Source organism: Asanoa sp. NPDC049573, from assembly GCF_040676615.1.
Lineage (GTDB): Bacteria > Actinomycetota > Actinomycetes > Mycobacteriales > Micromonosporaceae > Asanoa.
Genome location: NZ_JBFAPI010000019.1, coordinates 1 through 25,325, shown reverse-complemented (window position 1 = coordinate 25,325; position 25,325 = coordinate 1). Strand labels below are relative to the sequence as shown.

Annotated in this window: 22 protein-coding genes and 1 tRNA gene; 14 read left to right on the top strand and 9 right to left on the bottom strand. The window is 68.2% G+C overall.

The window, feature by feature from the left end; genetic code table 11:
• Nucleotides 1-267: 267 nt before the first annotated feature.
• From AB0J74_RS31640 to AB0J74_RS31615, 6 genes are all read left to right on the top strand, one after another.
• Entirely contained in the window at nucleotides 268-1,620 is a 1,353-nt protein-coding gene (locus AB0J74_RS31640) for an extracellular solute-binding protein (protein ID WP_363454481.1), read from the top strand.
• 69 nt (nucleotides 1,621-1,689) lie between these two features.
• Complete coding sequence (locus tag AB0J74_RS31635) at nucleotides 1,690-2,688, top strand: sugar ABC transporter permease (protein ID WP_363454479.1); 999 nt, start codon at nucleotides 1,690-1,692, stop codon at nucleotides 2,686-2,688.
• Nucleotides 2,685-3,569 carry a carbohydrate ABC transporter permease gene (locus AB0J74_RS31630; protein WP_363454477.1) on the top strand — a complete coding sequence of 295 codons (885 nt, stop codon included), beginning with the start codon at nucleotides 2,685-2,687 and terminating at the stop codon, nucleotides 3,567-3,569. Before AB0J74_RS31635 ends, AB0J74_RS31630 begins: the two co-directional genes overlap by 4 nt.
• A gap of 50 nt (nucleotides 3,570-3,619) precedes the next feature.
• Nucleotides 3,620-5,131, top strand: coding sequence for an alpha-N-arabinofuranosidase (locus AB0J74_RS31625; protein WP_363454475.1), 1,512 nt, complete (start codon nucleotides 3,620-3,622; stop codon nucleotides 5,129-5,131).
• Between the two features lie 126 nt (nucleotides 5,132-5,257).
• A complete protein-coding gene (locus tag AB0J74_RS31620) occupies nucleotides 5,258-5,593 on the top strand; it encodes a hypothetical protein (protein ID WP_363454473.1) in 336 nt (111 codons plus the stop codon).
• A gap of 129 nt (nucleotides 5,594-5,722) precedes the next feature.
• Nucleotides 5,723-6,445, top strand: a complete 723-nt coding sequence (locus tag AB0J74_RS31615; protein WP_363454471.1) for a PKD domain-containing protein — start codon at nucleotides 5,723-5,725, stop codon at nucleotides 6,443-6,445.
• A gap of 37 nt (nucleotides 6,446-6,482) precedes the next feature.
• On the opposite strand, the gene AB0J74_RS31610 is transcribed toward AB0J74_RS31615, so the two are convergent.
• Nucleotides 6,483-7,478: a hypothetical protein gene (locus AB0J74_RS31610; RefSeq protein ID WP_363454469.1), complete on the bottom strand. Its 996-nt coding sequence runs from the start codon at nucleotides 7,476-7,478 to the stop codon at nucleotides 6,483-6,485.
• 167 nt (nucleotides 7,479-7,645) lie between these two features.
• Here AB0J74_RS31610 and AB0J74_RS31605 point away from each other — a divergent pair, with 167 nt between their 5' ends.
• A complete protein-coding gene (locus tag AB0J74_RS31605) occupies nucleotides 7,646-8,680 on the top strand; it encodes a hypothetical protein (RefSeq protein WP_363454467.1) in 1,035 nt (344 codons plus the stop codon).
• A 131-nt stretch (nucleotides 8,681-8,811) separates the two neighbouring features.
• On the opposite strand, the gene AB0J74_RS31600 is transcribed toward AB0J74_RS31605, so the two are convergent.
• On the bottom strand, nucleotides 8,812-9,975 hold the full coding sequence (locus tag AB0J74_RS31600) for an FAD-dependent monooxygenase (protein WP_363454465.1): 1,164 nt from the start codon (nucleotides 9,973-9,975) through the stop codon (nucleotides 8,812-8,814).
• A gap of 289 nt (nucleotides 9,976-10,264) precedes the next feature.
• Between AB0J74_RS31600 and AB0J74_RS31595 the strand changes: the two genes are divergently transcribed.
• A complete protein-coding gene (locus AB0J74_RS31595; RefSeq protein ID WP_363454463.1) occupies nucleotides 10,265-11,188 on the top strand; it encodes a diacylglycerol kinase family protein in 924 nt (307 codons plus the stop codon).
• Nucleotides 11,189-11,219: 31 nt separating this feature from the next.
• On the opposite strand, the gene AB0J74_RS31590 is transcribed toward AB0J74_RS31595, so the two are convergent.
• From AB0J74_RS31590 to AB0J74_RS31580, 3 genes are all read right to left on the bottom strand, one after another.
• Nucleotides 11,220-11,858 carry a phosphatase PAP2 family protein gene (locus tag AB0J74_RS31590; RefSeq protein WP_363454461.1) on the bottom strand — a complete coding sequence of 213 codons (639 nt, stop codon included), beginning with the start codon at nucleotides 11,856-11,858 and terminating at the stop codon, nucleotides 11,220-11,222.
• A gap of 176 nt (nucleotides 11,859-12,034) precedes the next feature.
• A tRNA-Lys gene (locus tag AB0J74_RS31585) sits at nucleotides 12,035-12,110 on the bottom strand.
• Nucleotides 12,111-12,187: 77 nt separating this feature from the next.
• Entirely contained in the window at nucleotides 12,188-13,066 is an 879-nt protein-coding gene (locus AB0J74_RS31580; RefSeq protein ID WP_363454459.1) for a 2-deoxy-5-keto-D-gluconate 6-phosphate aldolase domain-containing protein, read from the bottom strand.
• A 284-nt stretch (nucleotides 13,067-13,350) separates the two neighbouring features.
• Here AB0J74_RS31580 and AB0J74_RS31575 point away from each other — a divergent pair, with 284 nt between their 5' ends.
• From AB0J74_RS31575 to AB0J74_RS31560, 4 genes are all read left to right on the top strand, one after another.
• Entirely contained in the window at nucleotides 13,351-14,589 is a 1,239-nt protein-coding gene (locus AB0J74_RS31575; RefSeq protein ID WP_363454680.1) for an Ig-like domain-containing protein, read from the top strand.
• Between the two features lie 142 nt (nucleotides 14,590-14,731).
• On the top strand, nucleotides 14,732-15,967 hold the full coding sequence (locus AB0J74_RS31570; protein ID WP_363454457.1) for an Ig-like domain-containing protein: 1,236 nt from the start codon (nucleotides 14,732-14,734) through the stop codon (nucleotides 15,965-15,967).
• A 338-nt stretch (nucleotides 15,968-16,305) separates the two neighbouring features.
• A complete protein-coding gene (locus AB0J74_RS31565; protein WP_363454455.1) occupies nucleotides 16,306-16,629 on the top strand; it encodes a hypothetical protein in 324 nt (107 codons plus the stop codon).
• A gap of 509 nt (nucleotides 16,630-17,138) precedes the next feature.
• Nucleotides 17,139-18,164: a methyltransferase gene (locus AB0J74_RS31560; protein WP_363454453.1), complete on the top strand. Its 1,026-nt coding sequence runs from the start codon at nucleotides 17,139-17,141 to the stop codon at nucleotides 18,162-18,164.
• Between the two features lie 106 nt (nucleotides 18,165-18,270).
• On the opposite strand, the gene AB0J74_RS31555 is transcribed toward AB0J74_RS31560, so the two are convergent.
• From AB0J74_RS31555 to AB0J74_RS31540, 4 genes are all read right to left on the bottom strand, one after another.
• Nucleotides 18,271-19,443: a Gfo/Idh/MocA family oxidoreductase gene (locus tag AB0J74_RS31555; protein ID WP_363454451.1), complete on the bottom strand. Its 1,173-nt coding sequence runs from the start codon at nucleotides 19,441-19,443 to the stop codon at nucleotides 18,271-18,273.
• On the bottom strand, nucleotides 19,440-20,186 hold the full coding sequence (locus tag AB0J74_RS31550; protein WP_363454449.1) for a ThuA domain-containing protein: 747 nt from the start codon (nucleotides 20,184-20,186) through the stop codon (nucleotides 19,440-19,442). The genes AB0J74_RS31555 and AB0J74_RS31550 overlap by 4 nt, the downstream gene beginning before the upstream one ends.
• Before the next feature lie 99 nt (nucleotides 20,187-20,285).
• Nucleotides 20,286-22,229, bottom strand: a complete 1,944-nt coding sequence (gene acs, locus AB0J74_RS31545; RefSeq protein ID WP_363454447.1) for an acetate--CoA ligase — start codon at nucleotides 22,227-22,229, stop codon at nucleotides 20,286-20,288.
• Between the two features lie 31 nt (nucleotides 22,230-22,260).
• Complete coding sequence (locus AB0J74_RS31540; protein WP_363454445.1) at nucleotides 22,261-22,968, bottom strand: TetR/AcrR family transcriptional regulator; 708 nt, start codon at nucleotides 22,966-22,968, stop codon at nucleotides 22,261-22,263.
• Nucleotides 22,969-23,053: 85 nt separating this feature from the next.
• Between AB0J74_RS31540 and AB0J74_RS31535 the strand changes: the two genes are divergently transcribed.
• Together AB0J74_RS31535 and AB0J74_RS31530 are read left to right on the top strand one after the other, a co-directional pair.
• Complete coding sequence (locus tag AB0J74_RS31535; protein ID WP_363454443.1) at nucleotides 23,054-24,232, top strand: FAD-dependent monooxygenase; 1,179 nt, start codon at nucleotides 23,054-23,056, stop codon at nucleotides 24,230-24,232.
• 110 nt (nucleotides 24,233-24,342) lie between these two features.
• Nucleotides 24,343-25,325: cbb3-type cytochrome c oxidase subunit I (locus tag AB0J74_RS31530; protein WP_363454441.1), on the top strand; the 983-nt coding region annotated here is incomplete at its 3' end.

Genomic DNA, 25,325 nt, shown 5'->3' with positions numbered 1-25,325 from the left:
AGCGGCGCGTTCTTGGCGGCCCTGTGCGCCACAAGCACGTCTCTCTTGCCGGCGTCTATGCCTGCGGCGGTCGCATTGGGCGGTGTCTCGCAGTCTTGACAGCGCGCGTGCGCTCCGCGATAGTCGCTCCTACAACGTTGGAAATACAACGCGAGAAACGCGTCCAGGACGCGGGGCGGGTAAGCGGAGAGTCCCCCTTCGCGATCACCCGGTCCGCGGATGCGCCTGCTCCGATGATGACGTCCCGCATCCGAAAGGAATCGAACAGTGAAGACGAAGCAAGTCCTCGCTGCGTCGCTGGCCCTCTTGCTGACAGGCGCGATCGCGGCATGCGGTGGCAGCGACGACGGCGGCGGTAACGCCGAGAAGCCGACGAACTGCACCAACACCATCTCCAAGCCCGACGCACCCGTTGTCACTCTCTGGGCCTGGTATCCGAACACGCAGCTGGTTGTCGACAACTTCAACAAGGCGCACGACGACGTCCAGGTCTGCTGGACGAACGCCGGCGCCGGTGGCGACGAATACGACAAGTTCCAGACGGCCATCTCGGCCGGCAAGGGCGCTCCCGACGTCGTCATGCTGGAGGCGGACCGGATCGCGACCTTCCAGGTGCAGAAAGCCCTCGTGGACCTCACCGACAAGGGTTACCAGGACGTCAAGGCGAATTTCAGTGACGGCGCCTGGAAGGACCTCTCGGTCGGCTCGGGCGTCTACGGCGCTCCGATCGACGGTGGGCCGATGGGCATGATCTACCGCAAGGACATCTTCGACAAGTACAAGATCACCCCTCCGACGACCTGGGCCGAGTACGAGAGCGCGGCGCAGAAGGTGAAGGACGCCGGCGGCCCGCTCTTCGGCGACTTCCCGGCGAACCAGCCGGCCTACGTCACGGCGCTGCTGTACCAGAACGGCGCGCAGCCGTTCACGTACGACCCGGCCAACAAGGGTGAGATCGGCATCAAGCTGAACGACGACGCCAGCAAGAAGGTCCTCGAGTACTGGGCCGGGCTGGTCAAGAAGGGCCTGGTCGGCAAGCAGGACCAGTTCACCCCCGAGTACATCTCGGGTGTGATCGGTGGCAAGTACGCCACCTACCTCTCGGCGGCGTGGGCGCCGGGCTACCTGCAGGGTGCCGGCGTGGGCAAGGGTGCCGACGCGAAAGTGTGGGCCACGGCCCCGCTGCCGCAGTGGGACCCGGCCAACCCGGTGTCGGTGAACTGGGGTGGCTCCGCATTCTCGGTGACCACCCAGGCGAAGAACCCGGCGCTCGCGGCCAAGGTCGCGTTCGGGGTCTACGCCGACGACGCGTCGCTGAAGGACGGCTGGGAGAACCAGATCATCTTCCCGCTCAACCTCAAGGTGCTGAAGGACCCGGCGTTCATCGACGCCAAGGTCGCCTTCTTCGACGGCCAGCAGGCCAACAAGGAGGTCTACGTCCCGGCGGCCAACGCCTACAAGGGCATGACCTACACGCCGATCGGACAGTACTTCTACACGGCCTTCACGAAGCAGATCGCCGCGATCAACGACGGGTCCAAGACCGGCTCCGCGGCCGCGGACGCGTTGCAGGAAGACGTCGTGAAGTACGCGAAAGAGCAAGGGCTCACCGTCAAGTGACCTGACCCGGCTGGCCGGTCCGTGCATTCCCGGGCCGGCCAGCCGGGTCTTCCCAGACCCGGAGACATCATGACCGCCTCGACCAGCGGCCCCGTCCCGACGAAGGGGCGCCCACCCACGCCCCTCCCGGACGACGGCATGACCGCCTCGACCCCCGGCACCGCGCGCACGAGGAAACGACGGCAACGCACGAGCGCACGGCAGAACATGATCGGCTGGCTCTTCGTCGGACCCTTCGGCATCGTCTTCCTCGCCCTGCTCGTGCTCCCGATCGGCTACGCGCTCTATCTGAGCCTGTTCCAGAAGACGCTGATGACCGGGACCACCTTCGCCGGCTTCGACAACTACCTCAAGGCGTTCGACGATCCCTCGTTCCTCAAGGGCGTGTGGTTCGTCATCCGGTTCTCGTTGGTGCTCATCCCGATCCAAATGGCCATCTCGTTGGCCATCGCGCTGATCCTCGACGAGGTGACGAGCAGGTTCGCCCGGTTCTCGCGCCTCATGATCTTCCTGCCGTACGCGATCCCGACCGTCATCGGGGCCCTGATGTGGGGTTTCCTCTACAGCAAGAACTTCGGCCCGATCGCGGACGTCTTCGGTGCCTTCGGCGCGGCCGGGCCGGACTTCCTCAGCAGCAACATGATCTTCTACGGCCTGCTCAACGTGGTGACCTGGCAGTGGGCCGGGTATTACATGATCATTCTGTACGCCGCGCTGCAGGGCATCGATCCGACCCTCTACGAGGCCGCCCGCATCGACGGCGCCTCCCGGTGGCAGATCATCGTCCGGATCAAGATCCGGTTGCTCACACCGGCGCTCGTCCTCATCCTCGTGTTCGCCCTCATCGGCACGCTGCAGTTCTTCAACGAACCGAAGATCCTTCAGCAACTCGCCGCCGGCGCCATCCCGGATGACTTCACGCCGAACATGTACGCGTATCAGCAGGCGTTCACGCTGGCGAACAACAACTACAGCTCGACGATCTCGTTCGCGCTCGGCGCCGTGGTATTCGTCTGCGTCTACATCTTCATGTTCGCCACCCGCAAGCGAGGGAACTTCCTGTCATGAGCGCCAACCACATCGAGCGCAGGCGAGTTCGTCGGACACCGCGGCACATCCCGCTGCATCTCGTGCTCGCGGCGCTGGTGATCTACTTCCTGATCCCCTTCTGGTGGGTCATCGTGAACAGCTCGAAGGACTCGGCCGCGCTGTTCGGCGGCACGAGCGCCCTCTGGTTCGCCCCCAACATCGACTACGTCGAGAACCTGAAGCAGCTCTTCACCTACAACGGCGGGCTCTACGCGCGCTGGCTGGCCAACTCGGCCCTCTACGCGTTCGCCGGGGGCATCGGGGCGACGGTGCTGTCGGTGCTGGCCGGATACGGCTTCGCGAAATACAGCTTCGTGGGCCGCCGCGCCTCCTTCTCGATCCTGCTCGGCGCGGTCATGGTGCCGGCGACCGCGCTGGTCATCCCGACGTTCATCCTGTTCTCCCGGGCGGGCCTGACGGACACGATCTGGTCGGTGATCCTGCCGACCCTGCTCAACCCGTTCGGCGTGTTCCTCGTCAACCTCTACGCGCGTGACGCGGTGCCGGACGAGCTCCTGGACGCCGCACGCGTGGACGGCGCGGGGGAGTTCCGGACGTTCGTCAAGGTCGCGCTGCCGCTCCTGCGACCGGTGATCGTCACGGTCCTGCTGCTGTCGGTCGTGTCGTCGTGGAACAACTACTTCCTGCCGCTCGCGATGCTCGTGGACAACCGGCTCTTCCCGGTGACGGTCGGGATCGGGCTCTGGCAGTCGACCGCGTCCACGTACGGCGCCGCGGGAACCAACCTGTGGAGCATCATCATCCTCGGCTCGCTGGTCTCGATCATCCCGCTGATCATCGCGTTCCTCTCCCTTCAGCGGTACTGGCGAGGAGGGCTGACCGTTGGCTCCCTGAAGTAGCCCGCTCGCATCGCCACCATCGATCAGTCACTAGCGAAACCGAGGACACCTTGATCTCCGCGCATCTCACCATCGACCCGCATTTCGTCGTGGGGCCGATCAACCGCAGGCTCTTCGGCTCCTTCGTCGAGCACCTGGGGCGATGCGTATACGACGGCATCTACGAGCCTTCGCACCCCGACGCTGACAAAGAGGGGTACCGGCGCGACGTGATCGCGCTCGTCAAGGAACTCGGTGTGAGCACGATCCGCTACCCCGGAGGCAACTTCCTCTCCGGATACCGCTGGGAGGACGGGGTCGGTCCGCGCGAGAACCGGCCCCGGCGTCTCGACCTCGCCTGGCACTCCACGGAGACGAACGAGATCGGTCTCGACGAGTTCGCGAGCTGGCTCAAGAAGGTCGGCAGCGAGCTCATGTACGCCGTGAACCTCGGCACGCGCGGGGTGCAGGAAGCGCTCGACGTGCTCGAGTACGCGAACATCCGCTCGGGCACCACGCTCTCCGAGCAGCGGATCGCGAACGGCGCGGTCGAGCCGTACGCCATCCGTATGTGGTGCCTGGGCAACGAGATGGACGGACCCTGGCAGCTCGGGCACGGCAGTCCCGACGAGTACGGGCAATTGGCGGTCAAGACCGCGCGCGCGATGCGGCAGTTGGACCCGACGCTGGAACTCGTGGTGTGCGGAAGCTCGAACGCGCAGATGCCGCTCTTCGCGCGCTGGGAGCGGGTCGTGCTCGAGGCGACGTACGACGAGGTGGACTACATCTCGTGCCACGCCTACTACGAGCCCCACGACGGTGACTACGCCAGCTTCCTCGCGTCCGCCGTGAACATGGACCGGTTCATCGACTCGATCGTCGCCACCGCCGACCACGTCAAGGCGATGCGCGGCAGCCGCAAGACGATCAACGTCTCGTTCGACGAGTGGAACGTCTGGTACCACTCGCGCTATGCCGAGGTCGACCGCATCACCGGGATCGACGACTGGCCGGTTGCCCCGCGCCTGCTGGAGGACGCGTACTCGGTCGCCGACGCGGTGGTCGTCGGCAACCTGCTCATCTCGCTGCTGCGGCACGCGGACCGGGTCACGTCCGCGAGCCTCGCGCAGTTGGTGAACGTGATCGCGCCGATCATGACCGAGCCCGGCGGCCCGGCCTGGCGGCAGACGACGTTCTTCCCGTTCGCCCTGACCTCTCAGCTCGCCCGCGGGGTCACCCTGGAACTCAAGCTGGAGAGCCCGACCTACGACACCGCCCTCCACGGCGAGGTCGGCGTGGTGGACGCGGTCGCGACGCACGATGCGAGCACGGGCGACACCGCGGTTTTCATGGTCAATCGCAGCCTCACCGAGCCGGTCGAGCTGACGGTCGACGTCAGCAACCTCGGCCAGGTCGAGGTCGTCGACGCCCAGACCCTCCATGACGACGACATCCACGCGAAGAACACGCTCGACGACCCGGAGCGCGTCGGCCTCGGGCCGAACACGTCACACTCCATTGTCGACGGCCGACTGCGGATAACCCTTCCGCCGGTCTCCTGGACCGCGGTGACACTCGCCTGAATCGCGAGATCGACATATGTAACGATCCTGTTTTCTCTGGCGCTTGCCATATGACAACGTAGTCAAGGCCCAGGAGGAGACAGTGGTCAAGCGCCATCTCGTACGGCTGGGGTCGCCCTTTCCGGGGTGATCGCTCTGGTCGTCGTGGGGTCCACAGCGGCGATCGCCGCGCCAACGAACGACGAGTTCACCGCGGCCGTCGCCGTGGACACCCTGCCCTTTTCCACCACCCTCGACACCACCGACGCCACGTGGAGCCCGACCGATCCCACCAACTGCTCGAGCAACGGCTCGGTGTGGTACTCGTACGCGCCATCCTCGACCACGCGCATCCAGGCCGACACGTTCGGCAGCGGGTACGACACGGTGCTCTCCGCCTGGACGGGGAGTCAGGATTCGCACCGCGACCGGCGGCACCACCTACTACTTCATGATCGCCCGCTGCTGCGGCATCGGATCTGACGGTGGTGGACCGCTGACGTTCAACGTCCGTACACGGCCACCAGCACCGGGCCGATCACGGCGAGTACCGACGCCTACTACCCGGGCATCGCGGCCTACACCGGTACATCGCTCGACAACCTCGTCCGGGTGGGATGTCGCACCACGTACGGCTCCGACCCGCTGACCTTCGTGGCCCAGGCCGGAACGACGTACTACTTCCAGGTCCAGGCGAACACCATCGAGCAGATCACCTTCAGGCTCGACGAGGCGCCGGACCCGATCGCGTACTTCTCCTACTACCCGTCCGATCCCAGCGCGTACGACACGCTGCAGTTCAGCAGCTACGCCACGGACCCGGCGGGCGTCGGCATCTCCTCGTACCTCTGGGATTTCGGTGACGGCACGACTTCGACGCAGCAGTACGCGAGCCACCGGTATGCCGCGGACGGCGACTACACCGTCGTGCTGACCGTGCGGACGACCGACGGGCGCAGTGACACGGCCACGGAGCCCGTGCGGGTGCGTACCCACGATGTCTCGATCGACCGCCTGAACGCGCCGGCGACCGCGCGGGTCGGCCAGACCATCAGCATCAACGTCTACGTCAAGAACACCCGCTACCCGGACAACGTACGGGTGACTCTCGACAAGGGCGGCCCCGACGGCTTTGTCAACATCGGATCGTCCACCCAACTGGTGAGCGTGTCGACGACGGGCAAGACCACCCGGTTCTCGTTCAACTACACCGTCACGAACGACGACGCGGCCGTCGGTAAGATCACCTTCCGGGCCACCGCCACGCTGACGGACAACCGGGATGCACTCCCGTCAGACAACCAGCTGCTTTCCACCCCGGTCAGAATCGGCTGATGCGAGCCGCCCCGCAAACTGTTGCGGGGCGGCCAGCTCAACGGCGTCGGAGCCGGCCCAGCAGCGACCTTCGCGGCGGTGGTGGCGCAGGCGATTCGTCAGGTAGAGGGTTGTCATTGCCTGGCCACTTCTGATGCGCGGCGGTCACTTCCCACGCGCGGCGACGGATTTCGCGTGGCATTTGCGGGGTCATGAAAGCCAGTTGCGCCACGGAAACGCCGATGGTGACGGGCCTGGTCTCGGCCGCCGCACGCATCATCAGGAACCGTTCTCCGACCAGCGCGGCGACATCCGAGCGGCACGCCGGATCCACCCAAGCCGCCGCGACCAGTGCGTAGAGCGCGGCTTCGGTAGTCCAGTCTTCGACGCCGTAGGCCAGCTCGACCAACATCTGTCGCCGTGTCGACGTGGACCACGGTTGCTCCCGTTGATGGTGCAGCAGACCGAGGCAGCACCACGCCTGGATGTAGCGTTCCCACAGGCCCGGCAGGCGATCCCACCGGCCTGCCGGCATCGGCGGTGGGTGCACCATGCTGGCCAGCAGGTCTTCTACCGCGACGTCCGCGAGAGGAGCGGCCGCGTCGTAGATGAGCGGCGGTGGCTCCCAGGGCAGGCCGGCGAAGTGGGCCGCGATGGCCGCAGCACCAGCGGTGCTCGGCGGGGCCAACGCCGGCGACGCGTTGACGCCGTCGAAGCGCCACTGCACGATTCCGGGCTTCAGCGGCTCGCGCGGATCGGGCTGCCCGGGATCGCCCATGGCGATGAACGACTCCGGCCACCAACGGCGGAAGGTGGCCAGGGCGCTGGGCACCTCCATCGAGGAGATACCAACTTCGCACGGCATCGAGCGGGTCGCCGCGTCGGACTGGGCGAGGATGCTGATGCACGATTCGGTGGCAGCCGGAACATGGGCGAGCCACGGCAGACCGTCGCAACCACTGACCAGCTCGAGACGGTCCTGGATCGGCGCTGACGTGGCTCGTAGGCGATCAGCCAGAGCGATCAGGCTTTCCACAGTGTTGCCTGCAGACATGTCGCCTTCCCTGTGAACGCGTAGGGCGACATCGTAGGCCGCCGGCGGGCCACGGCGACTGCCGCCGAAATCGCATGAATGGCGGTCATTGTCCGGCGGGGTGAAACACGTTCGTCGATGCGTGCGCTATCCGAGTACCAACAACTCCACGACCCCCTGGAGGATGTGTGAGATCTACGGTCCGGATCGCCGCGCGTATCGGCGCGGTGGTCCTCGTCGCTGTCGGCTTGCTCGGCACACCCGCGCACGCCAACCCGTCCGCGTCCGACCGCGGAGAGGACGCCCGTGTCCTCGCCTACTGGACCCCCGCGCGGATCGCCAACGCGAAGTTCCGCGACTACGTCCGCACCGACAACGGGAAGATGGTTCCCAACGCCAAGCCCGCCCCCGGCGGCGGCGTGGTCAAGGGCGCCTCATGGGCCAACGGCGGCGCGATTCAGCAGCGCTCGGGCAGAATCCTGTTCTCCTCCGGCGGCTCCGACTGGATCTGTTCCGGCAGTGTCGTCAACGACGGCTCGACCGGCAACGGCTACTCGGTCGTCCTGACCGCCGGGCACTGCGTCTTCGACGGCAGCGACGGCTGGTCCTACAACTTCCTGTACCTGCCGAACTTCGACGCCCAACCCAGCTACGACTGCGCCACGCGGGCGGATGGCTGCTGGCGGGCGAACCTGCTCGCCGCCCACGACGACTTCGTTCCGGGCGGATTCGGGTCGAACGAGACGGTGCGGGTCGACTACGGCTTCGCCCGGGTCGGACTCCGGATCGCCGGAAGCGGCACCGCCGAACTCGATGCCGCCACCGGCGGCTACGGCCTGAACACCGCGACCATCGCCAACAGCGTGACGAAGTGGGCGTTCGGGTATCCCGCCGAGGGCAAGTACAAGGGCAACGACCTCGTGTACTGCGCCGGCCCGACAAGCGACGACCCGTACGGGGCACCGACATGGGGCATCGCCTGCAACATGAACGGCGGCTCGTCGGGCGGCCCGTGGATCTACGGCACGACCGACCCGGCCGTTTACACCGCGGGGACGCTGCTGACCTCGGTGAACTCGTACGGTTACTCGGGACTGTCCTACATGTTCGGCCCGAGGTTCAACACCGAGACCCAGACGGTCTTCACCTCGGCCGCGTCCGGCACCGCCTCGTCGGGCGTCAGCGTCGTCTGCGCGGTGGGTACGTCGGAACCGAACTGCTAGTCGCACGGTTCTTCGGGGCGTAGCGAAGGCTCGTTGTCTCCGCTCAGCCCGGGTGGCCCGCCGGATCGCCGGCGACCGCCGCCAGCGTGCCGCTGGCGACCGGCGAGGCCACTTTGCCCGCGATGAAGGAGTTAGTGACCGACCGTGTCGTACCAGTCGATCCGGTGGCGGTGGACCGGGCCGAACATCTGCTCCGGCGTCGGCATGGCTGGCCGGTCGCCGGCATGGCCGGCCTTGGCCTTGTTCTTGGCCGCCGCGTCGGTGCCGATCATTTCCACGCGGGGGCGGCGTAGGCCTTCGTACGCGGTGAAGGCCGCGGCGGGATCGGGCAGGTCCCGAAGACAGCGAGCCAGCTCGATGGCGCTCTCGGCGGCCAGTGACGCGCCCTGTCCTGAACTGGACGAGGGTGCGTGGGCCGCGTCCCCGACGAGCACCATCCGGCCCCGGTGCCAACGCGGAACCGGTGGCATGCGCTCCATCGGGCCCACGACCATCAGGTCCTCGGGGGCGGTGTGCCGCAGCAGGGTCTCGCCGGGCACGTGCCCGGCGTAGAGGTCGCGCAACTGCGCCAGCCAGTCGGCGGGGTCGACCCGGCGGACCTCGGCCGAACTGAGCGGTGAGGTGCGGGGCAGGCTGGCGAACCAGCAGATGCGGTCATCGGGCAGGCGCCAGTAGCCGATGAAGGTCCGGCCGAAGGCGAAGTACATGACACCGGGCGCCGCCGTCACCTCGCTGGCAGCCGCGAAGCCGCCAAAGCTCAGCACGCCGCCGTACTGCGGGCCCGGCGCGTCACGGTCGATCAGGGTGCGCACCGTGGAGCGGATCCCGTCGGCACCGATCAGTACGTCGGCGGTCGCGGTGGTGCCGTCGGCGAAGGTCGCGGTGACGCTGTCGGCGAACTCGTGCACGGCAACGAGGCGCTTGCCGTACTCGATCGGCACGCCGCCGGCCACGGCGTGGTCGGCAAGCGCGCGGAACAGGTCAGCCCGGGCCATGGCCAGCGTCGCCGGCAGGCCGGGGAAACCGGCGAACTCGGCGAGCTGGTTCCCGCCGCCGTCGGCCATCACCACCCCGGGCACAGGTTGACCGATGGCCCGCACCGCCTTGTCGGCCCCGACGATCTCGAGCGCGGCCAAGCCGTTCGGTGCCAGGCTCAGCATCGCGCCGACCCCGTCGGCGGCGGTGGCGTGCGCCTCGAAGACGGTGGCCTGGATGCCGGCCTTGGTCAGGGCAAGGCTGGTGACCGGCCCGGCGATGCCGCCCCCGATCACGAGTGCCGTGCGTACCGCTCCCATGTCTCGCTCCTTCCTTCGGATGGCTCAGATAGTGTCAGTGCAACTAGATGCGTGTCAACTAGTTACGAGGAGCGCCGCCTGCTATCGGGCCGTTCGGTCAACCGGGCCCGTATCGTGGTAGAGGCGACCAGGTCATGTCTGACCGCACATATCGGGCTGTGTCGCGAGAGCGGAAGCCCGTGTCGAGCCGTGAGTTGGCGACGGTGGCGGTTCCAGCAGCCGAGCCGAGACCAAAGACGGGGAGGGTCCATGCAGTACTCGGATCAACTCGCTGTGGCGGCCAAGGCCGATGGCGAACGCCGCTGACCACCTGCCCGCCGGCGGCGCGGTGGTGGTGATGAATCCGCGCTCGGGCGGCGGGAAGGTGGCCCGCTTCCGGCTCGTGGAGCAGGCCCGGGCGGCGGGCGCGCAGGTCAGGCTGACCGACCCGGACCAAGACGCGGCGTCGCTCGCCACCGCTGCCGTCGCCGAAGGGGCAGGCGTTCTCGGCGTCGCCGGCGGCGACGGTACGGTGGCCGCGGTGGCCGCGGTCGCCGCCGGGGCCCAACTGCCGCTGGTGGTGATCCCCGCTGGAACCCGTAACCACTTCGCCCGGGATCTGGGCCTGGACATCACCAATCCCGCGTCAGCCGTGACCGCGTTGCGCGCGGAAGCTCCGGCCATGGTCGATCTGGGTCAGGTCGGCCAGCACACGTTCGTCAACAACGTCTCGCTCGGCGCCTACGCGGACGCCCTGCTGACATCCGGGTACCGCGAGGCGAAGGCCCGCACGCTCATCGAAAGCGCGCCCGGCTACCTCGGCGGGCAGCAATGGGTCGAGGCCATGGTGGACACCCCGCAGGGCCCGGTGGAATCTCCCCAGGTGATCCTTGTTTCCAACAACCCGTACCACATCTCGACGCCGCAACACCTCGGGCGCCGCTTCGCTCTGGACACCGGCCAACTCGGCGGCGTCGTGCTCAAGCGTCCCTCCAACCCGCCGCCACCGGACGTGCTTCCCCGCCTCAGCCGCGAGCTACGACAGGGTCAGGCCGGGCCGCCCGGTGAAGGACTCATCACCTGGAGGGCCACCCGTATCACCGTGCACGGCTCGGTGGCGCACCTGCCGGCCGGCATCGACGGAGAAGCGGTGCAGCTCGACCTACCCATCGTGTGCGAGATTCGCCCCGGAGCCCTGCACGTGCTGCTACCGCCCGAACGGCCGACCCAGTGATGAATACAGGGCCCAATCCCGGTTTCGCTTCCTAAGGAAGGCTGAACCGGTCGCATGCTACGGCGACCATCGCCGCTGTTCCGGCTCCGATGATGGAGCCGAACACCACATCACCCGGATAGTGCACGCCGAGGTGCACTCGCGAGTAGGCGACCCCACCGGCCAGCAATCGCATCGGCACCGCGAGTTCGGGCATGTGCCGGCCGACGGCGTAGGCGAACGCGAAACCCGCCGCGGCATGCCCGGAGGGGAACGAGGTGGACTGCGGCATCCGCACCCGCCGCGCCGGGAACCGGCGTGGACCCGCACCACCCGGGCGACGCCGTCGGGCAAGGCTTTTCACGCCCATGTTGACGGTCGCTGAGGTCACGCCGATCGCCAGGACGCCCTCCGCCGCCGCCCGGCGTCCTCGCGCACCGCCGAGCAAGGAGATCGCCGCGGCGATGCCCAGCCAAAGGCGTGAGTAGTCGGCGGCGCGCGAAAGGCGACGGACAGGGCCGTCCAGCGTCGCGGTAGGTGTGCGGGCCACCGCCTCGTACACCGCAAGGTCGACCGAGCCCAGCTCCCGCAACGCCGCCACCCACGCCGAGGCCGCACCACGCCGATCTTCGACCCGTCGCGCCACCGCGTCACCGACGGTCTCATGCCGTTCGTCAGCCGGCTGCGCCATACAAAGATCGTAGGCCCGGGCCAACGGCCAGGTGCGACGGCGGCGAAGCTCGCCGACCGCCCGTGCTTCGTAGAAGTTGACCGCGGACAAGCTGGGTTATCTCTTCGATGCCTGACGTAGGGGTCAGAAAAGGGGTCAGGGACGGTCCCATGTGGGCCGTCCCTGTGAGTTATTGCTGGTGCGCCGCCAGGGACTCGAACCCCGAACCCGCGGATTAAGAGTCCGCTGCTCTGCCAGTTGAGCTAGCGGCGCTCGATCGGCAACGACACGTACGTTAGCACGCGCCTGTAGGCATCTTCCAACTGGTGGCGAACGACCTGCCGAATGCCTCAAACGCCCTCATATACCCCCACGTAGTGGAGGTAGTTGTTGGCCACCTCGGCCACTACCTCCTGCTCGCCGATGTCGCCGGTCAGGAAGGCCTCCAGTGGCTCCTGCCAGATGCTCCGGCCGATCGCGAAACCCAGGAAGCCGGCGGGTGCCGCCGCCCGGAGCCAGTGGTCCAGGTCGTCGGGCGGCGCGTCGCGGCCGAGCACGATGCATTGCACATCGTTGCGGCCGCCCTGGCGGGCCGTTGCCAGGACGCGGGTGGCGTCCGCTGTGGTGCTCAGGCCCTCGATCTTCCAGATCGCCGGCTCGACGCCGGCGGCCTGCATCTCGCCGATCAACCGCACGGTCAGTTCCGGTCGTAGATCCGCGTCGTACGTCGCCGACTCCTGCGCGGGAGTCGCCGGCACCACCAACTCCAGCAGCAGGTCACGGCCGGCCTCGGTGAGCACCTGCGAGACCGTGGCCAGGTCGTCCATCTGCCGGCGGCGGGCGCGCACGTCGAACGTCGGGTTGTCTCGCACCAGGATCTTGACGTAGCGGGGGTCGAAGGCCTCGACGTGTTCCATCCAGACGCCCTCGCCCAGCGTGCCGTACTCCAGCGTGAACCATTCCTGTCCGGATTTTTCGATCGGCATCGCCAGCGTGATGGCCGCGGCGTTGGCCTGGCGGGCGACCGGCTCCCCATACCGCTCGTCGACCAGAACGGCGGCGCTCGGAGAGGCGGCGCCCTGGCCCAGCGCGGAGACCAGGCCCTGGTAGACCAGCTCCTTGCCCGCGGCGATCTGTTTGACCTGCGCGGGGTTCGGATCGCCCTTGATCCGGTAGACCGTGGCGGCAAGCGACGCGCGGTGGTCCATCGCGAGCAGATAGAGCGGCATGATTCCCCCGGAATACGGTCAAAGTCCCCCTCAGCATGCCCAGGTACGTGCTGACCAGGCGTTACTTCGGGGAAATCGTCGCTCGTGCGAGGTTCCGACCGGTTCGCACCTCAGCGTTGACCATGTGGCTGAGGCGCGTGATGGACGCCATCTGGCACCCTCCCGGATCGAGGTACACGGCGGGTTCGGCTGGGGCACGATGACCCCAAGGTTGCGGAGAAACGGGGACGCTCATGGGCCGATTCGTGACACGTCAAGCAGCCACCCGGCAGATCCTGGCCGCCATGGCGGTCGGTGCTCTCGGGTTCAGCCTCGCCGCGTGCGGTGGGGATTCCAAGGCGCCGGCTTTCGTCAACCACGCGGCGGCACCGGCGGCGACCGCCAGCCCGACCGCGCCGCCGGTGCCGTTCGAGTTCGCCGTCACGCCCGCCGACAAGAAGAAGGACCTGCCGGTCAGCACCGAGATCGGCACCAGCGTCAAGGGCGGCGACGTCACCAGCGTCACGTTGACCGACAAGGCCGGCAAGGCGGTCAAGGGCGCGCTGCGCGATGACCGCTCGAGCTGGGTGCCGAGCGCGCCGCTGAAGTACGACACCGACTACACCGCGACCGTGGTCGCCACCAGTGCGAGCGGGCAGGTGGAGACGAAGAAGGTGTCGTTCTCCACGCGCGGCAAATCGGGCAACGACATCGGCTCCGGGCTGTATCTCTTCAACGGCAAGACGTACGGCGTCGCCATGCCTGTCGTTCTTGAATTCAACCCGGGCATCCCGCAGAAGGACCGCGCCGCCGTGCAGCGCCGGCTCTTCGTCACGACCGATCCGCCGCAGCCCGGCGTCTGGTCGTGGGTCAGCAGCGGCACCCAGGCCTACTATCGCGGGCCCGACTACTGGAAGGCCGGCACGAAGATCAGTGTTCGGGCGGCGCTGGAGGGCATCCCGCTGTCCAACGGCCGGTTCGGCGACGAAGACCGCAAGGCGACCGCCAAGATCGGCGAAAAGTTCGTCATGAAGGTCGACAACAAGACCAAGAAGATGCAGGTCTTCAAGAGCGACAAGCTGGTCAAGACGTTCCCCGTCAGCCTCGGCAAGCCGAGCACGCCGTCGTCGAGCGGCACGCTGATCGTGATGGACAAGCAGGAGCACACGGTTTTCGACACGATCGCGGAACTCGGCCCGGTAGAGGGCTACCGCACCGACATCGACTTCGCACAGCGGCTGACCTGGGGCGGCGAATACATCCACTCCGCTCCGTGGTCGGTCGATGACCAGGGCGTGCGCAACGTGTCGCACGGTTGCGTCAACCTCGCACCCGACAACGCGAGCTGGCTGTTCGGCCAGACCAAGGTGGGTGACCCGATCACCATCAAGGGCACCGAACGCCAGCTTGAACCGGGCAACGGGTGGACTGCGTGGAACCAGACGTGGTCCGAATACATCAAGGGCAGCGCGCTGCCGGTGCCCTCCAGTTTGACGGCCGCACCGGCTTCGCACGCCACGCCGACACCGACCACCACCGATTAAAGGCACGTTCGGGTACGGTTGCTCAGCTCGATCGTTCGTACACTCGTCTGGCGTGTTTCCGCACACGGCACGAAACCGTGACGTGTCCCCAAGCGTCTTTGGGGCACCATAGCTGCGAACCACGGACTTGTGAGGGGATCTCATGCTGAGCAGCCGAGGGCACCGTTCCACCCGCCGGCGTGGCGTGGTGCTGGCGGCTGCCGTGATGGCGGGGTTGCTGTCGGTGACGGCCGCCTGCTCCAAGGGCGGCGGCCCTGCGTGGCAGAACGGCGCGCAGCCCGGCAGCTCCCAGTCGGCGCAGCCCGACACCAAGGCCAAGGCCACGATCACCGGCCCGGCGGCCAACGCCAACGACGTGCCGGCGTCGGCCGCGATCACGTTCGAGACCGTCGACGCGGTCGACACCTCGGTCGAGCTCAAGTCGGCCGACGGCGACACGGTCGAGGGCACCCTGGCCGCCGACAAGAAGAGCTGGCTGCCGACCGGCGCCCTGAAGTGGGGCGCGACCTACACGGCGACGGTCAGCGCGACCGGCGACGACGGCAAGACCGCGACCGCGGAAAGCACGTTCACCACGATGGCCAAGCCGGCCAACACGATCTCGGTGAGCAGCTTCCTCGGCGACAACGCGGTGGTCGGCGTCGGCATGCCGATGATCGTCAAGTTCGGCCGGGCGATCCCGGAGGACTACCGCGACGACGTGCAGAAGCGGATGAAGGTCACCACCGAGCCGGCGCAGACGGGCACCTGGGCGTGGATCAGCCCTACTGAGATCCACTTCCGCCCGAAAGAGTTCTGGAAGGCCAACACCAAGGTCCACTACAAGCTGCAGACCGGCGGCCTCCCGATGGGCAACGGCTGGTTCGGCCGCAACGACCTGACCGTCGACCTGAAGATCGGCCCGTCGCTGGTGATGACCGTCGACAACAAGACCAAGCGGATGACGGTCACCAAGGACGGCAAGGTCATCAAGACCATCAAGGTCAGCCTTGGCAAGAAGACCACCCCGTCGTCCAGCGGCACGATGATCGTGATCGAGAAGAAGCGCAAGACCGTCTTCGACACGTTCGAGGAACTCGGCCCCGACGACGGCTACCGCACCGACATCGACTTCGCGCAACGCCTGACCTGGGGCGGCGAGTTCATCCACGCCGCGCCGTGGTCCGAGGGCCAGCAGGGCTCGGTCAACGTCTCACACGGCTGCGTCAACGTCTCGATGAAAGACGGCGAGTGGCTGTTCGGCCAGACCCGCATCGGCGACCCGATCACGGTCAAGGGCACCGAGCGCAAACTCGAAAACGGCAACGGCTGGACCGACTGGAACATGAGCTTCGCGGATTACGCGAAGATGAGTGCGGTGCCGCTTTCGGACCAATAACGGTCCCGGGTCCGTCGGGGGCGCGCGCCGTCGCTCCCGCCGGACTCTTTGTTCGTCGTTGGTCGCGGGTCTTTCGGGCTATCGGTTGCGGTTCTTCTCTTGGCTTTCGGCCGTCTCTGGTTGCGGTTTGGGTCCGGGGAGGGTGTCATGCGCTGGAGCTACGGGCTGGGGGAGAGCGCTTTTACGCTCCAGCACATGACACCCTCCCCGGACCTGACCTAGTTGCCGGCCGTGAGCACGATCATGGCTCGGGGGACACAGTCCATTGGCTGGTCTTCGCGGTGGGACATCCGCGGTGGCTGAGCGGGTGGGTCGGTTCGCCCCGGTCCGCTACCGGAGTGGGGCTGGGCCTGGGCTATGTGCTGGCCATCGCCTGTAACCAGCCGGTGCAGGCCACCCAACCGGTGCGGCTGCGCCCGGACGACATCGCCGCTGGCCTGGGCGATCTGGCCTCGGAACGACGCTTACGTGGGGCCGGGTTCAAGGGCGAACGCTTCTATTACTGGGCCTGGGTACACGATCACAGCAGTGACGACGGCGGGGTGACCCAGCCTGCTGGTCCGCCGCGTCGGCGACGGCGAACTGGCCTTCCACCGCTGGACCCCGCGCCCAGTACCGATGGCCACTCTTATCGCTGTGGCTGGTCGGCGGTGGAGCAATGAAGAACCCTTCCAGGCCGCCAAGACCCACATCGGGCTGGACCACTACCAATGCCGCGGCTGGATCGCCTGGCACTGGTTCATCCTGCCTGCGAGCAGCCCGACCACGTCGACCCACGCCACGACATCCTGATCGCCTTGACTATCGCCGAACTACGCAGGATCGCAGCCAGCATCGCCCCGGTCACGCCCGCGCCGGCCACCGCCATCCGCTGGTCACTGTGGCGACGACGCCACCAGCCACCGCCGGACGCAGCCGCTACAAACTCCGCGACGCCACCACCAGCACATAGATCACGAGTGCCGCTGCCGTACGGGCACGGTGCTCATACGACCGCCGCGGTAGGTCCGACTCGTGTCAGGGCTACGCAGTCGGGTCGTGGCGCAGGTGAGTCAACACGCTTCGTCGGGATCGAACCGGGGTTATCCCTCTGTCGACGCCTTACGGCTCGCACAATGATTGCGACGACGATTGCGCCGTCCACGTGCCGGGGACAAATCGGAGGCGTTTCATGGCCGCCAGTGATGATCACCACGCCGCGCTCGATCGACAGAAAGGGCCCTTCGACACACTGACCGCGGCGCTTGGGGGCTTGTTTGTCGCGCACTGTCTGGCCTCCGTGGCCAGGTTCAGCGTCGCGGACGCGCTCGACGACACGCCGCGGACGGCCCAGGAGCTGGCCGAAGTTACCGGGGCGAATCCCGAGGCCCTCGGTCGTGTGCTTCGCCTCCTCGCTGCCCATGGCGTCTTCGCGGCCAGCGACGACCGCTTCACCCACACCGGCGCGTCGCGAATGCTCCGTTCCGACCACCCCCAGTCTTGGCGTGACTTCCTGGCAACATTCGGAACCGAACGTACTGCGAAGCAACTGGGTTACTTCGACTACTCACTCCAGACTGGACTCCCGGCCACGAACAAGCTGAATCCGGACGGGTTCTTCGCCATCCTTGCGAGTGATCCCGAGGCGGGCCGGGCATTCGACGCCGCGATGGTCTCAAAGGCGCGTATCCAGGTCGCGAGTGTCCTGGCCGCCTACGACTTCTCGGACTGCGGAACGATCGCCGACATCGGCGGCGGCCAAGGACATCTACTGCGGGCGGTGGTGGACGCGGCCGAGCGAACCACGAGCATCCTTTTCGACCTGCCCCCGGTGATCGAGCGTGCCGCGGGGATCGCCTCCGATCGGCTCACGCTGCAAGCCGGCGACTTCTTCAAGGACCCGCTGCCGGTCTGCGACACCTACCTGCTCATGGACGTGATCCACGACTGGGACGTCGAGCGGGCCACGGCGATCCTGGCCGCCGTGCGGAAGGCCGCTCCGCCGCATGCGCGGCTGTTGTTGGTGGAGAGCGTCATCCCCGACGACCCCGGGCCCGACTGGTCCAAAGCCATGGACATCATGATGCTCATCCACACCGGGGGCAGGCAACGCACCCGCAGCGAACACGAGTCGCTGTTGCAGACCTGCGGTTTCCGGCTCGAGCGGGTCGTCGCGACGACATCAGATGTGTCGATCCTCGAGGCGGTGTGTGCCTGACCGGGCACTGATTTCCGGTCCGCGTCGAGCGGGATCCTGGCCGATCCCTTGGCGTTGCAGATGATCGCCGCGGCGCTGCGTGCGGGTATCACCACCACCACCGCTCCTAGGTCGTGCTGGGTTGTTCCGGGTGGTCTGTTGCTTGGGCCGGAATGGGGTTGTGCGCCCGGTCTTTCGGGGTGTTGGTGCTGGTGGTGGGCGTCGACGGGGTGGGGCGGTCGGCCAGTAGGGCTTCGCGGACTGATGGCCAGGAGCGGAGTACTTCGGCCAGGTCGGGCGGGGCCGCCTGGGTCGCGGTCGCGTGGGCCGTGGCCAGGGTGTTGTCGATGACCACCGGGGTGGCGGTGTCGGCGGAGTCCACCGCGGCCAGGACCATCGCCAGGCTCAGCACGTTGCGGTGGACGTCGGTCGCCGGGCGGGTGCCGCTGCGCAGCGCGTCGACGAAGGTCGCCAGGGAGGCGCTGATGCTCTCCGAGAACAGCGCGGCGGGGCCCGGTGGAGCGGTCACGACCTCGCCGTCGGTGTCGCAGGATGGGGCGTGGTCGCCGTCCCACAGAGCGGTGCCCCGGGCGGCCGTCGCGCGCCACGTCGCGTTCCAGGACGTGTCGAAGCCGGTGCCGCACCATGACGCCGAATAGTGGTAGCGGGCGCCGCCGGCGAAACGGAATGTCGCGTGGGCTGAGGCGGCGCCGTCGAACCAGCTCCACGGCGGGTTGTAGGCGTCGCAATAGACCTGGATCGGCTCGTCGGCCAGCAGGTAGCGGGCCGTGTCGAAGGCGTGGATCGCCATGTCGAGCAGGAGCGGGTGCGGCATCTTCTCGCGGAAGCCGCCGAACCGCGAGCCGCGGTAGAACTCCGTCGTCAGCGAACCCACCTGGCCCAGGCCCTCGATCTGTGACCGGAACGCCGACAGGTGCGGGTCGTAGCGGCGGGACTGGCTCACCGCGAACAGCGTGCCGGTCAGTTCCGACAGCGCGGCCAGGGCCAGGGCCTGCGGGAGCGTTTCGGCCAGCGGCTTCTCGCCCAGCACCGGCAGGCCCAGCCGCAACGCCTCCGTCGTCACGGCGAAGTGGGCCGCGGGCACGGTCGCGTCGATGACGAAGTCGGCGGCCGGCGCCAGCTCCGTGACGGTCCGCGCGGCCGGCGCACCCGCGGCCGCCCGGTTCGCCGCCGCGAGGTCGACGTCGACCACGCCGGCCAAGGTGACCGACGGGGAGTCGGCGACGGCCCGCAGCCACTCCCTGCCCATGGCGCCGGCCCCGACCACCAGCGCCCTCACGACGAACCCTCGAACCAACCGGCCGGGGCGTACGCGATCGGCGTCACCGAAAGCGCCGGCGCGGCCGTCCACACCGCCGCGTTGGCGATCACCCGCCGCACGTCGGGGTGGTGGTAGACGGGATAGTCCTGGTCGCCGGGGCTGAAGTAGAAGATCCGGCCCCGGCCCCGGCGGAATGCGCATCCGCTGCGGAACACCTCGCCGCCGCTGAACGAGCTGACGAAGACCAGTTCGTCGGGTGCCGGGATGTCGAAGAACTCGCCGTACATCTCCTGCGCCGGGATGACGATCGGGCTCGGTACGCCGGCCGCGACCGGATGGGTCGGATCCACCGTCCAGACCAGCTCGCGATCGTCGCCGTTGCGCCAGCGGAGGGCGCAGCTCGTACCCATGAGGCGTTTGAAGATCTTCGACCAGTGGCCGGAGTGCAACACGACCAGGCCCATCCCGGCGAGCACCTGTTGCTGCACCCGGTCGACCAGCTCGTCGGAAACCTCGTCGTGCGCGATGTGGCCCCACCAGACGAGCGCGTCCGTCGCGGCGAGCACCGAATCCGGCAGGCCCTGTTCGGGATCGTCCAACGTGGCGCATCGCACCGAGACGGACCCACCCGCGTGTTCCCGGATGCCGGCCGCGATCGTGGCATGCATCCCGTCGGGATAGTGCGCGGCCACGTTGGCGTCGCGTTTCTCGTGCCGGCCCTCGCCCCACACGGTCACTCGGACCGGGTTCACCTCAGCCATCGGCGCTCGCTCCAAGATCGGGAAGAACGGTCACCTGGCATTCTCGACGGTCAGCGCCGGCCCCGCCACCGGGCGAAGCGCGTCCCGTGCACGGAGAACCTAGCCGGCCGCGGCCGCCCTGGTCCGGATCTCCTCGACCACCGACGGGTCGGCGAGGGTGGTCGTGTCGCCCAGCGCACCCTCCGCCGCGATGTCCCGCAGCAGCCGCCGCATGATCTTCCCCGACCGGGTCTTCGGCAGTTCCGGCGTGAACACGATGTTGGCCGGCATCGCGAGCTTGCCGATCTTCGACGCCACGTGCTGCCGCAGCGAGGCCACCGCCTCGCGGGAGCCCTCGCGGCCGCCCTTGAGCGTCACGTACGCGACGATGGCCTGGCCGGTCAGCGGGTCCGGCCGGGCGCACACCGCGGCCTCGGCCACGCTCGGGTCGTCGACCAGCGCGCTCTCCACCTCGATCGTCGAAATCCGGTGGCCGGACACGTTCATCACGTCGTCGATCCGGCCGAGCAACCAACAGTCGCCGTCGCTGTCGATCCGCGCCCCGTCGCCGACCGCGTAGCTGCCCGGGAAGCGCGACCAGTAGGTGGCGACGAAGCGGTCCGGATCGCCGTGGATCCCGCGCAGCATCGCCGGCCACGGTTCCCGGAGCACCAGAAAGCCGCCCTCGCCGGGCTCGACCGGGTAGCCCTGCTCGTCGACGACGGCCGGCGCCACGCCGATGAACGGCCGGCCGGCCGAGCCGGGCTTGAGCGTGCTCACGCCGGGCAGCGGACTGATCATGATCATGCCGGTCTCGGTCTGCCACCAGGTGTCGACGACCGGCGCCCGGTCGCCGCCGATGTGGGTGCGGTACCAGACCCAGGCCTCCGGATTGATCGGCTCGCCGACACTGCCGAGCAGCCGGATCGAGGACAGGTCGTGCCGGCGGGCGAAATCCGGACCCCACTTCATGTGGGTACGGATCGCCGTGGGCGCCGTGTAGAGCACCGTGACGCCGTAGCGCTCGACGATGTCCCACCAGCGGTCCTTGTCGGGGAAGTCGGGCGTGCCCTCGTAGAGCACGCTCGTCACGCCGTTACACAGTGGACCGTAGACGATGTAGCTGTGGCCGGTGATCCAGCCGATGTCGGCCGCGCACCAGTAGACCGTCGACGGCTTGATGTCGAAGACGTAGTGGTGCGTGGTCGCAACGCCGACCAGGTAGCCCGCCGTGGTGTGCACGATGCCCTTCGGCTTGGCCGTCGTGCCGCTGGTATACATCAGGAACAGCGGATCCTCGGCGTCCATCGGCTCGCACGGGCAGTTGGCCGCGTCGTCGTCGACGTGCGCGCTGGCCTCGTGATACCAAAGGTCGCGGCCCGCGGTCATCGGAGTGTCCACTTCGGTCCGGCGCACGACCAGGCAGCGCCGCACGCCGAGGGCGCCGGCCATCGCCTCGTCGGCGATCGCCTTGAGTGGCAACGGCTTGCCGCGCCGCCAGGCCGCGTCCTGCGTGATCAGCACCTGGCAGCCCATGTCGTCGATCCGGCTCGCCAGCGCGTCGGCCGAGAAGCCGCCGAACACCACCGTGTGCGGTGCGCCCAGGCGGGCGCAGGCCAGCATCGCGACCGGTAGCTCCGGCACCATGCCCAGGTAGATGGCCACGTTCGTGCCGCGCCCGACACCGGTCTTCTTCAGCGTGTTGGCGAACCGCACCACCCGGCGCTGCAGGTCGGCGTAGGTGAGCGCGAGCCGGTCGCCGACGGGCTCGCCCTCCCAGTGAAAGGCGACCTTCCCGCCGTTGCCCGCATCGACGTGCCGGTCGACGCAGTTGAAACAGGCATTGAGCTTCCCGCCCAGATACCACTTCGCGTACGGCGGGGTCCACTCCCGCAGTGTCGAGAATGGAGTCGCCCAGTCGACCCGCTCACGGCCCTCGCGTTCCCAGAACGCGTCCGGGTCCTGGTCGAGGAATCCAGGCCCGGCGTCGGCGTCGGCGAACTCCGGCGGCGGTGGGTAGCGCCGCCGCTCCGCCTGCAACGCGTCGATGGTGCGGTCGCCCATGACTGTGCGTACCCACTATTTCGCCACCGATTCACGGGGCGGGATGGGCAGGTGTGACGCCAGCGCGGTGGGCGATCAGCGTGCCGACGCCGTCGAGGATGCGGGCCAGCCCGAAATCCAGCGCCTGGTCCTGCTTGCCGCCGGCGCGCGCCTCGGCGATCGCGGCGGCCAGCGCGGGGAAGCGGTCTTCGCGGCCCTGGATCAGCCCGGCGATGGCCTCGTCGAGCGCGGCCTCGGTGTCGGCCGGGGACCCGGCCGTCTGCTGCGCCAGGCTGCGGACGTGGCCGACCAGGGTCACCGCCACGTCGAGCATCTCGCTGCCGTCGAGCCCGGTGCCGGTCAGCGCGGCGACCGCCTCCTCGAGCCAGCCCAGCTCGTTGGGCCCCATCACCCGGGCGCCGACGGCCGCCTCGATCGCCCACGGGTGGGCCGCGAACTCTTCGAACAGTGCCCGCGACCACGCATCCAGGGCCGCCCGCCAGCCCTTGTCGCCGCGCGCCGGCGGATCTCCGAGACCGAGGTCGAGCATCAGCGCGACCAGTTCGGCCTTGCCGGGCACATACCGGTAGAGCGCCATCTTGGTCACCCCGAGCCGGTCGGCGACCCGCTGCATGGTGACCGCGCCGAGCCCGTCGGCGTCGGCGATGGCGATCGCGGCGCGCGCGATGTCGTCGACCGTGAACGCCGGCCGCGGCCCACGCCGCGGGCCGGGCGAAGGCTCCCACAACAGCTTGTCCATCGTCGCCACCTTAGGGCTTGCCGTGCGCTCAAAACTGTGTCTATCGTAAACCGTATCTGAAAGACACAGTTGCTGGAGGTACGAAATGTCCGAGCTGAGCGGCTTCCGGGTGTTGATCTCAGGCGCCGGGATCGCGGGGCCGGCACTGGCCTGCTTCCTGAACGAAGCCGGCGCCGAGACGACCGTGGTGGAGATCGCCCCGGGGCTGCGCAACAGCGGGTTCGCCGTCGACTTCCGCGGGCCGACACACATGCGGGTGCTGGAGCGGCTCGGCGTGCTCGACGAGCTCAAGGCCGTCCAGACGCACGCCGGCGCCATGCGCACGGTCGACGCAGCCGGGCAGACGATCTTCGAGCTGCCGGCCGAGTTCGCCGGTGGTGACGTCGAGGTGCGCCGCCGCGACCTGACGGCGATCCTGCACCGGCGCGGCGGCGAGCGCACCAGCTACCTGTTCGGCGACTCGATCGCCGCGCTGCGGGACGGGCCCGCCGGGGTCGAGGTCGAGTTCCGCAGCGGCCGGCAGGCGACCTACGACGCGGTGATCGGCGCCGACGGGATCCACTCGACCGTCCGCCGGCTGGCCATCGGGCCGGAGGAGGCGTTCGTCAAGCACCTCGGCTATCACATCGCCGGCTGGGACGTGCCCAACGACGTCGGCGCGATCACCACGGCGCAGCAATACAACGTGCCCGGCCGGATGGCCAGCGTCGCCGCCGACGACCGGGATCCGGCGCGGGCGGGCGCGCTGTTCGTCTGGTCGTCGGGCGCGCTCGGCGTGGGCTGGCTCGACGTCGCGGCGCAGAAGCGCGCGGTCCGGGCGGCCTTCACCGGCCTGGGTTGGCACGTGCCTTCGCTGCTGGCCGGGCTCGACGGCGTGTCCGACATCTACTTCGACTCGATCAGCCGGGTCTCGGTGCCCCGCTGGCACGCCGGCCGGGTGGCGCTGCTCGGCGATGCGGCCTGGGGCGTCACGCTCGGCGGCATGGGTGTCGGCACGGGGGTGGTCGGCGCCTACGTGCTGGCGGGGGAGCTGGCCCGAGCCGGCGGTGACCCGGCGACGGCCTTCCCGGCGTACGAGAAATGGATGCGCTCCTTCGCCGGCCGGTGGCAGAAGGGCGCCAGCCCGGGCCACTTCCTGGCCCCGTCGTCCCGGCCCGGCCTGTGGTTGCGCAACACGATGTTCCGCCGCGCCGCGGTCCGCCGGCTGCTGGTGAGCAGTTCGACCTCACTGGCCAGCTCGGCCGACCTGCCCGACTATCCGTAGCCGGGCGAGGACAGCCTCCCGAGAGGTTCCCCCGTTCGGGGGCACGTCTGCCGGCCGGTCCGGGTCGTTAGGCCCAAGGCTGGTTGGCAGACGACCCTCGGGGGCACGTTTTGACGTCCGTAGTTCCAAAGCCGATCGTGACGCGGCCGTGGCCGGTGCGGGAACAGACCCGCGGATCCGCACTCGGGCGCCTGATCCGGACCACCGACGCCAAGCAGATCGGCATTCTCTACCTCACCACGGCGTTCGGCTTCTTCATCGCCGGCGGCATCATGGCGCTGCTGATGCGGGCCGAACTGGCCCGGCCGGGGCTGCAGTTCCTGTCGAACGAGCAGTACAACCAGCTGTTCACGATGCACGGCACGATCATGCTGCTGCTGTTCGCTACGCCGATCCTGTTCGCGTTCGCCAACTTCATCGTGCCACTGCAGATCGGCGCGCCCGACGTCGCGTTCCCGCGGCTCAACGCGTTCGCGTACTGGCTCTATCTGTTCGGCGGATCGCTGGTAGTCCTCGGGTTCGCGACGCCCAGCGGTGCCGCCGACTTCGGGTGGTTCGCCTACACGCCGCTCAGCGACGTGGAGAACTCGCCCGGCATCGGCCCCAACATGTGGCTCTTCGGCCTGGTGATCTCCGGCCTGGGCACGATCCTCGGTGGCGTCAACATGATCACCACGATCGTGACGCTGCGGGCGCCCGGCATGACGATGTTCCGAATGCCGATCTTCACCTGGAACATCCTGATCACCAGCCTGCTCGTCATCCTGGTGTTCCCGCTGCTCGCCGCGACCCTGCTGGCGCTCGGTGCCGACCGAATACTCGACGCCAAGGTCTACGAACCGTCGGCCGGCGGCCCGCTGCTCTGGCAACACCTCTTCTGGTTCTTCGGCCATCCGGAGGTCTACATCGTCGCGTTGCCGTTCTTCGGCATCGTCACCGAGGTCATCCCGGTCTTCTCGCGTAAGCCGCTGTTCGGCTACAAGGGTCTGGTCGGCGCCACGATCGCGATCGCGGCGCTGTCGATGAGCGTCTGGGCGCACCACATGTTCGCCACCGGCCAGGTGCTGCTGCCGTTCTTCAGCTTCCTGAGCTA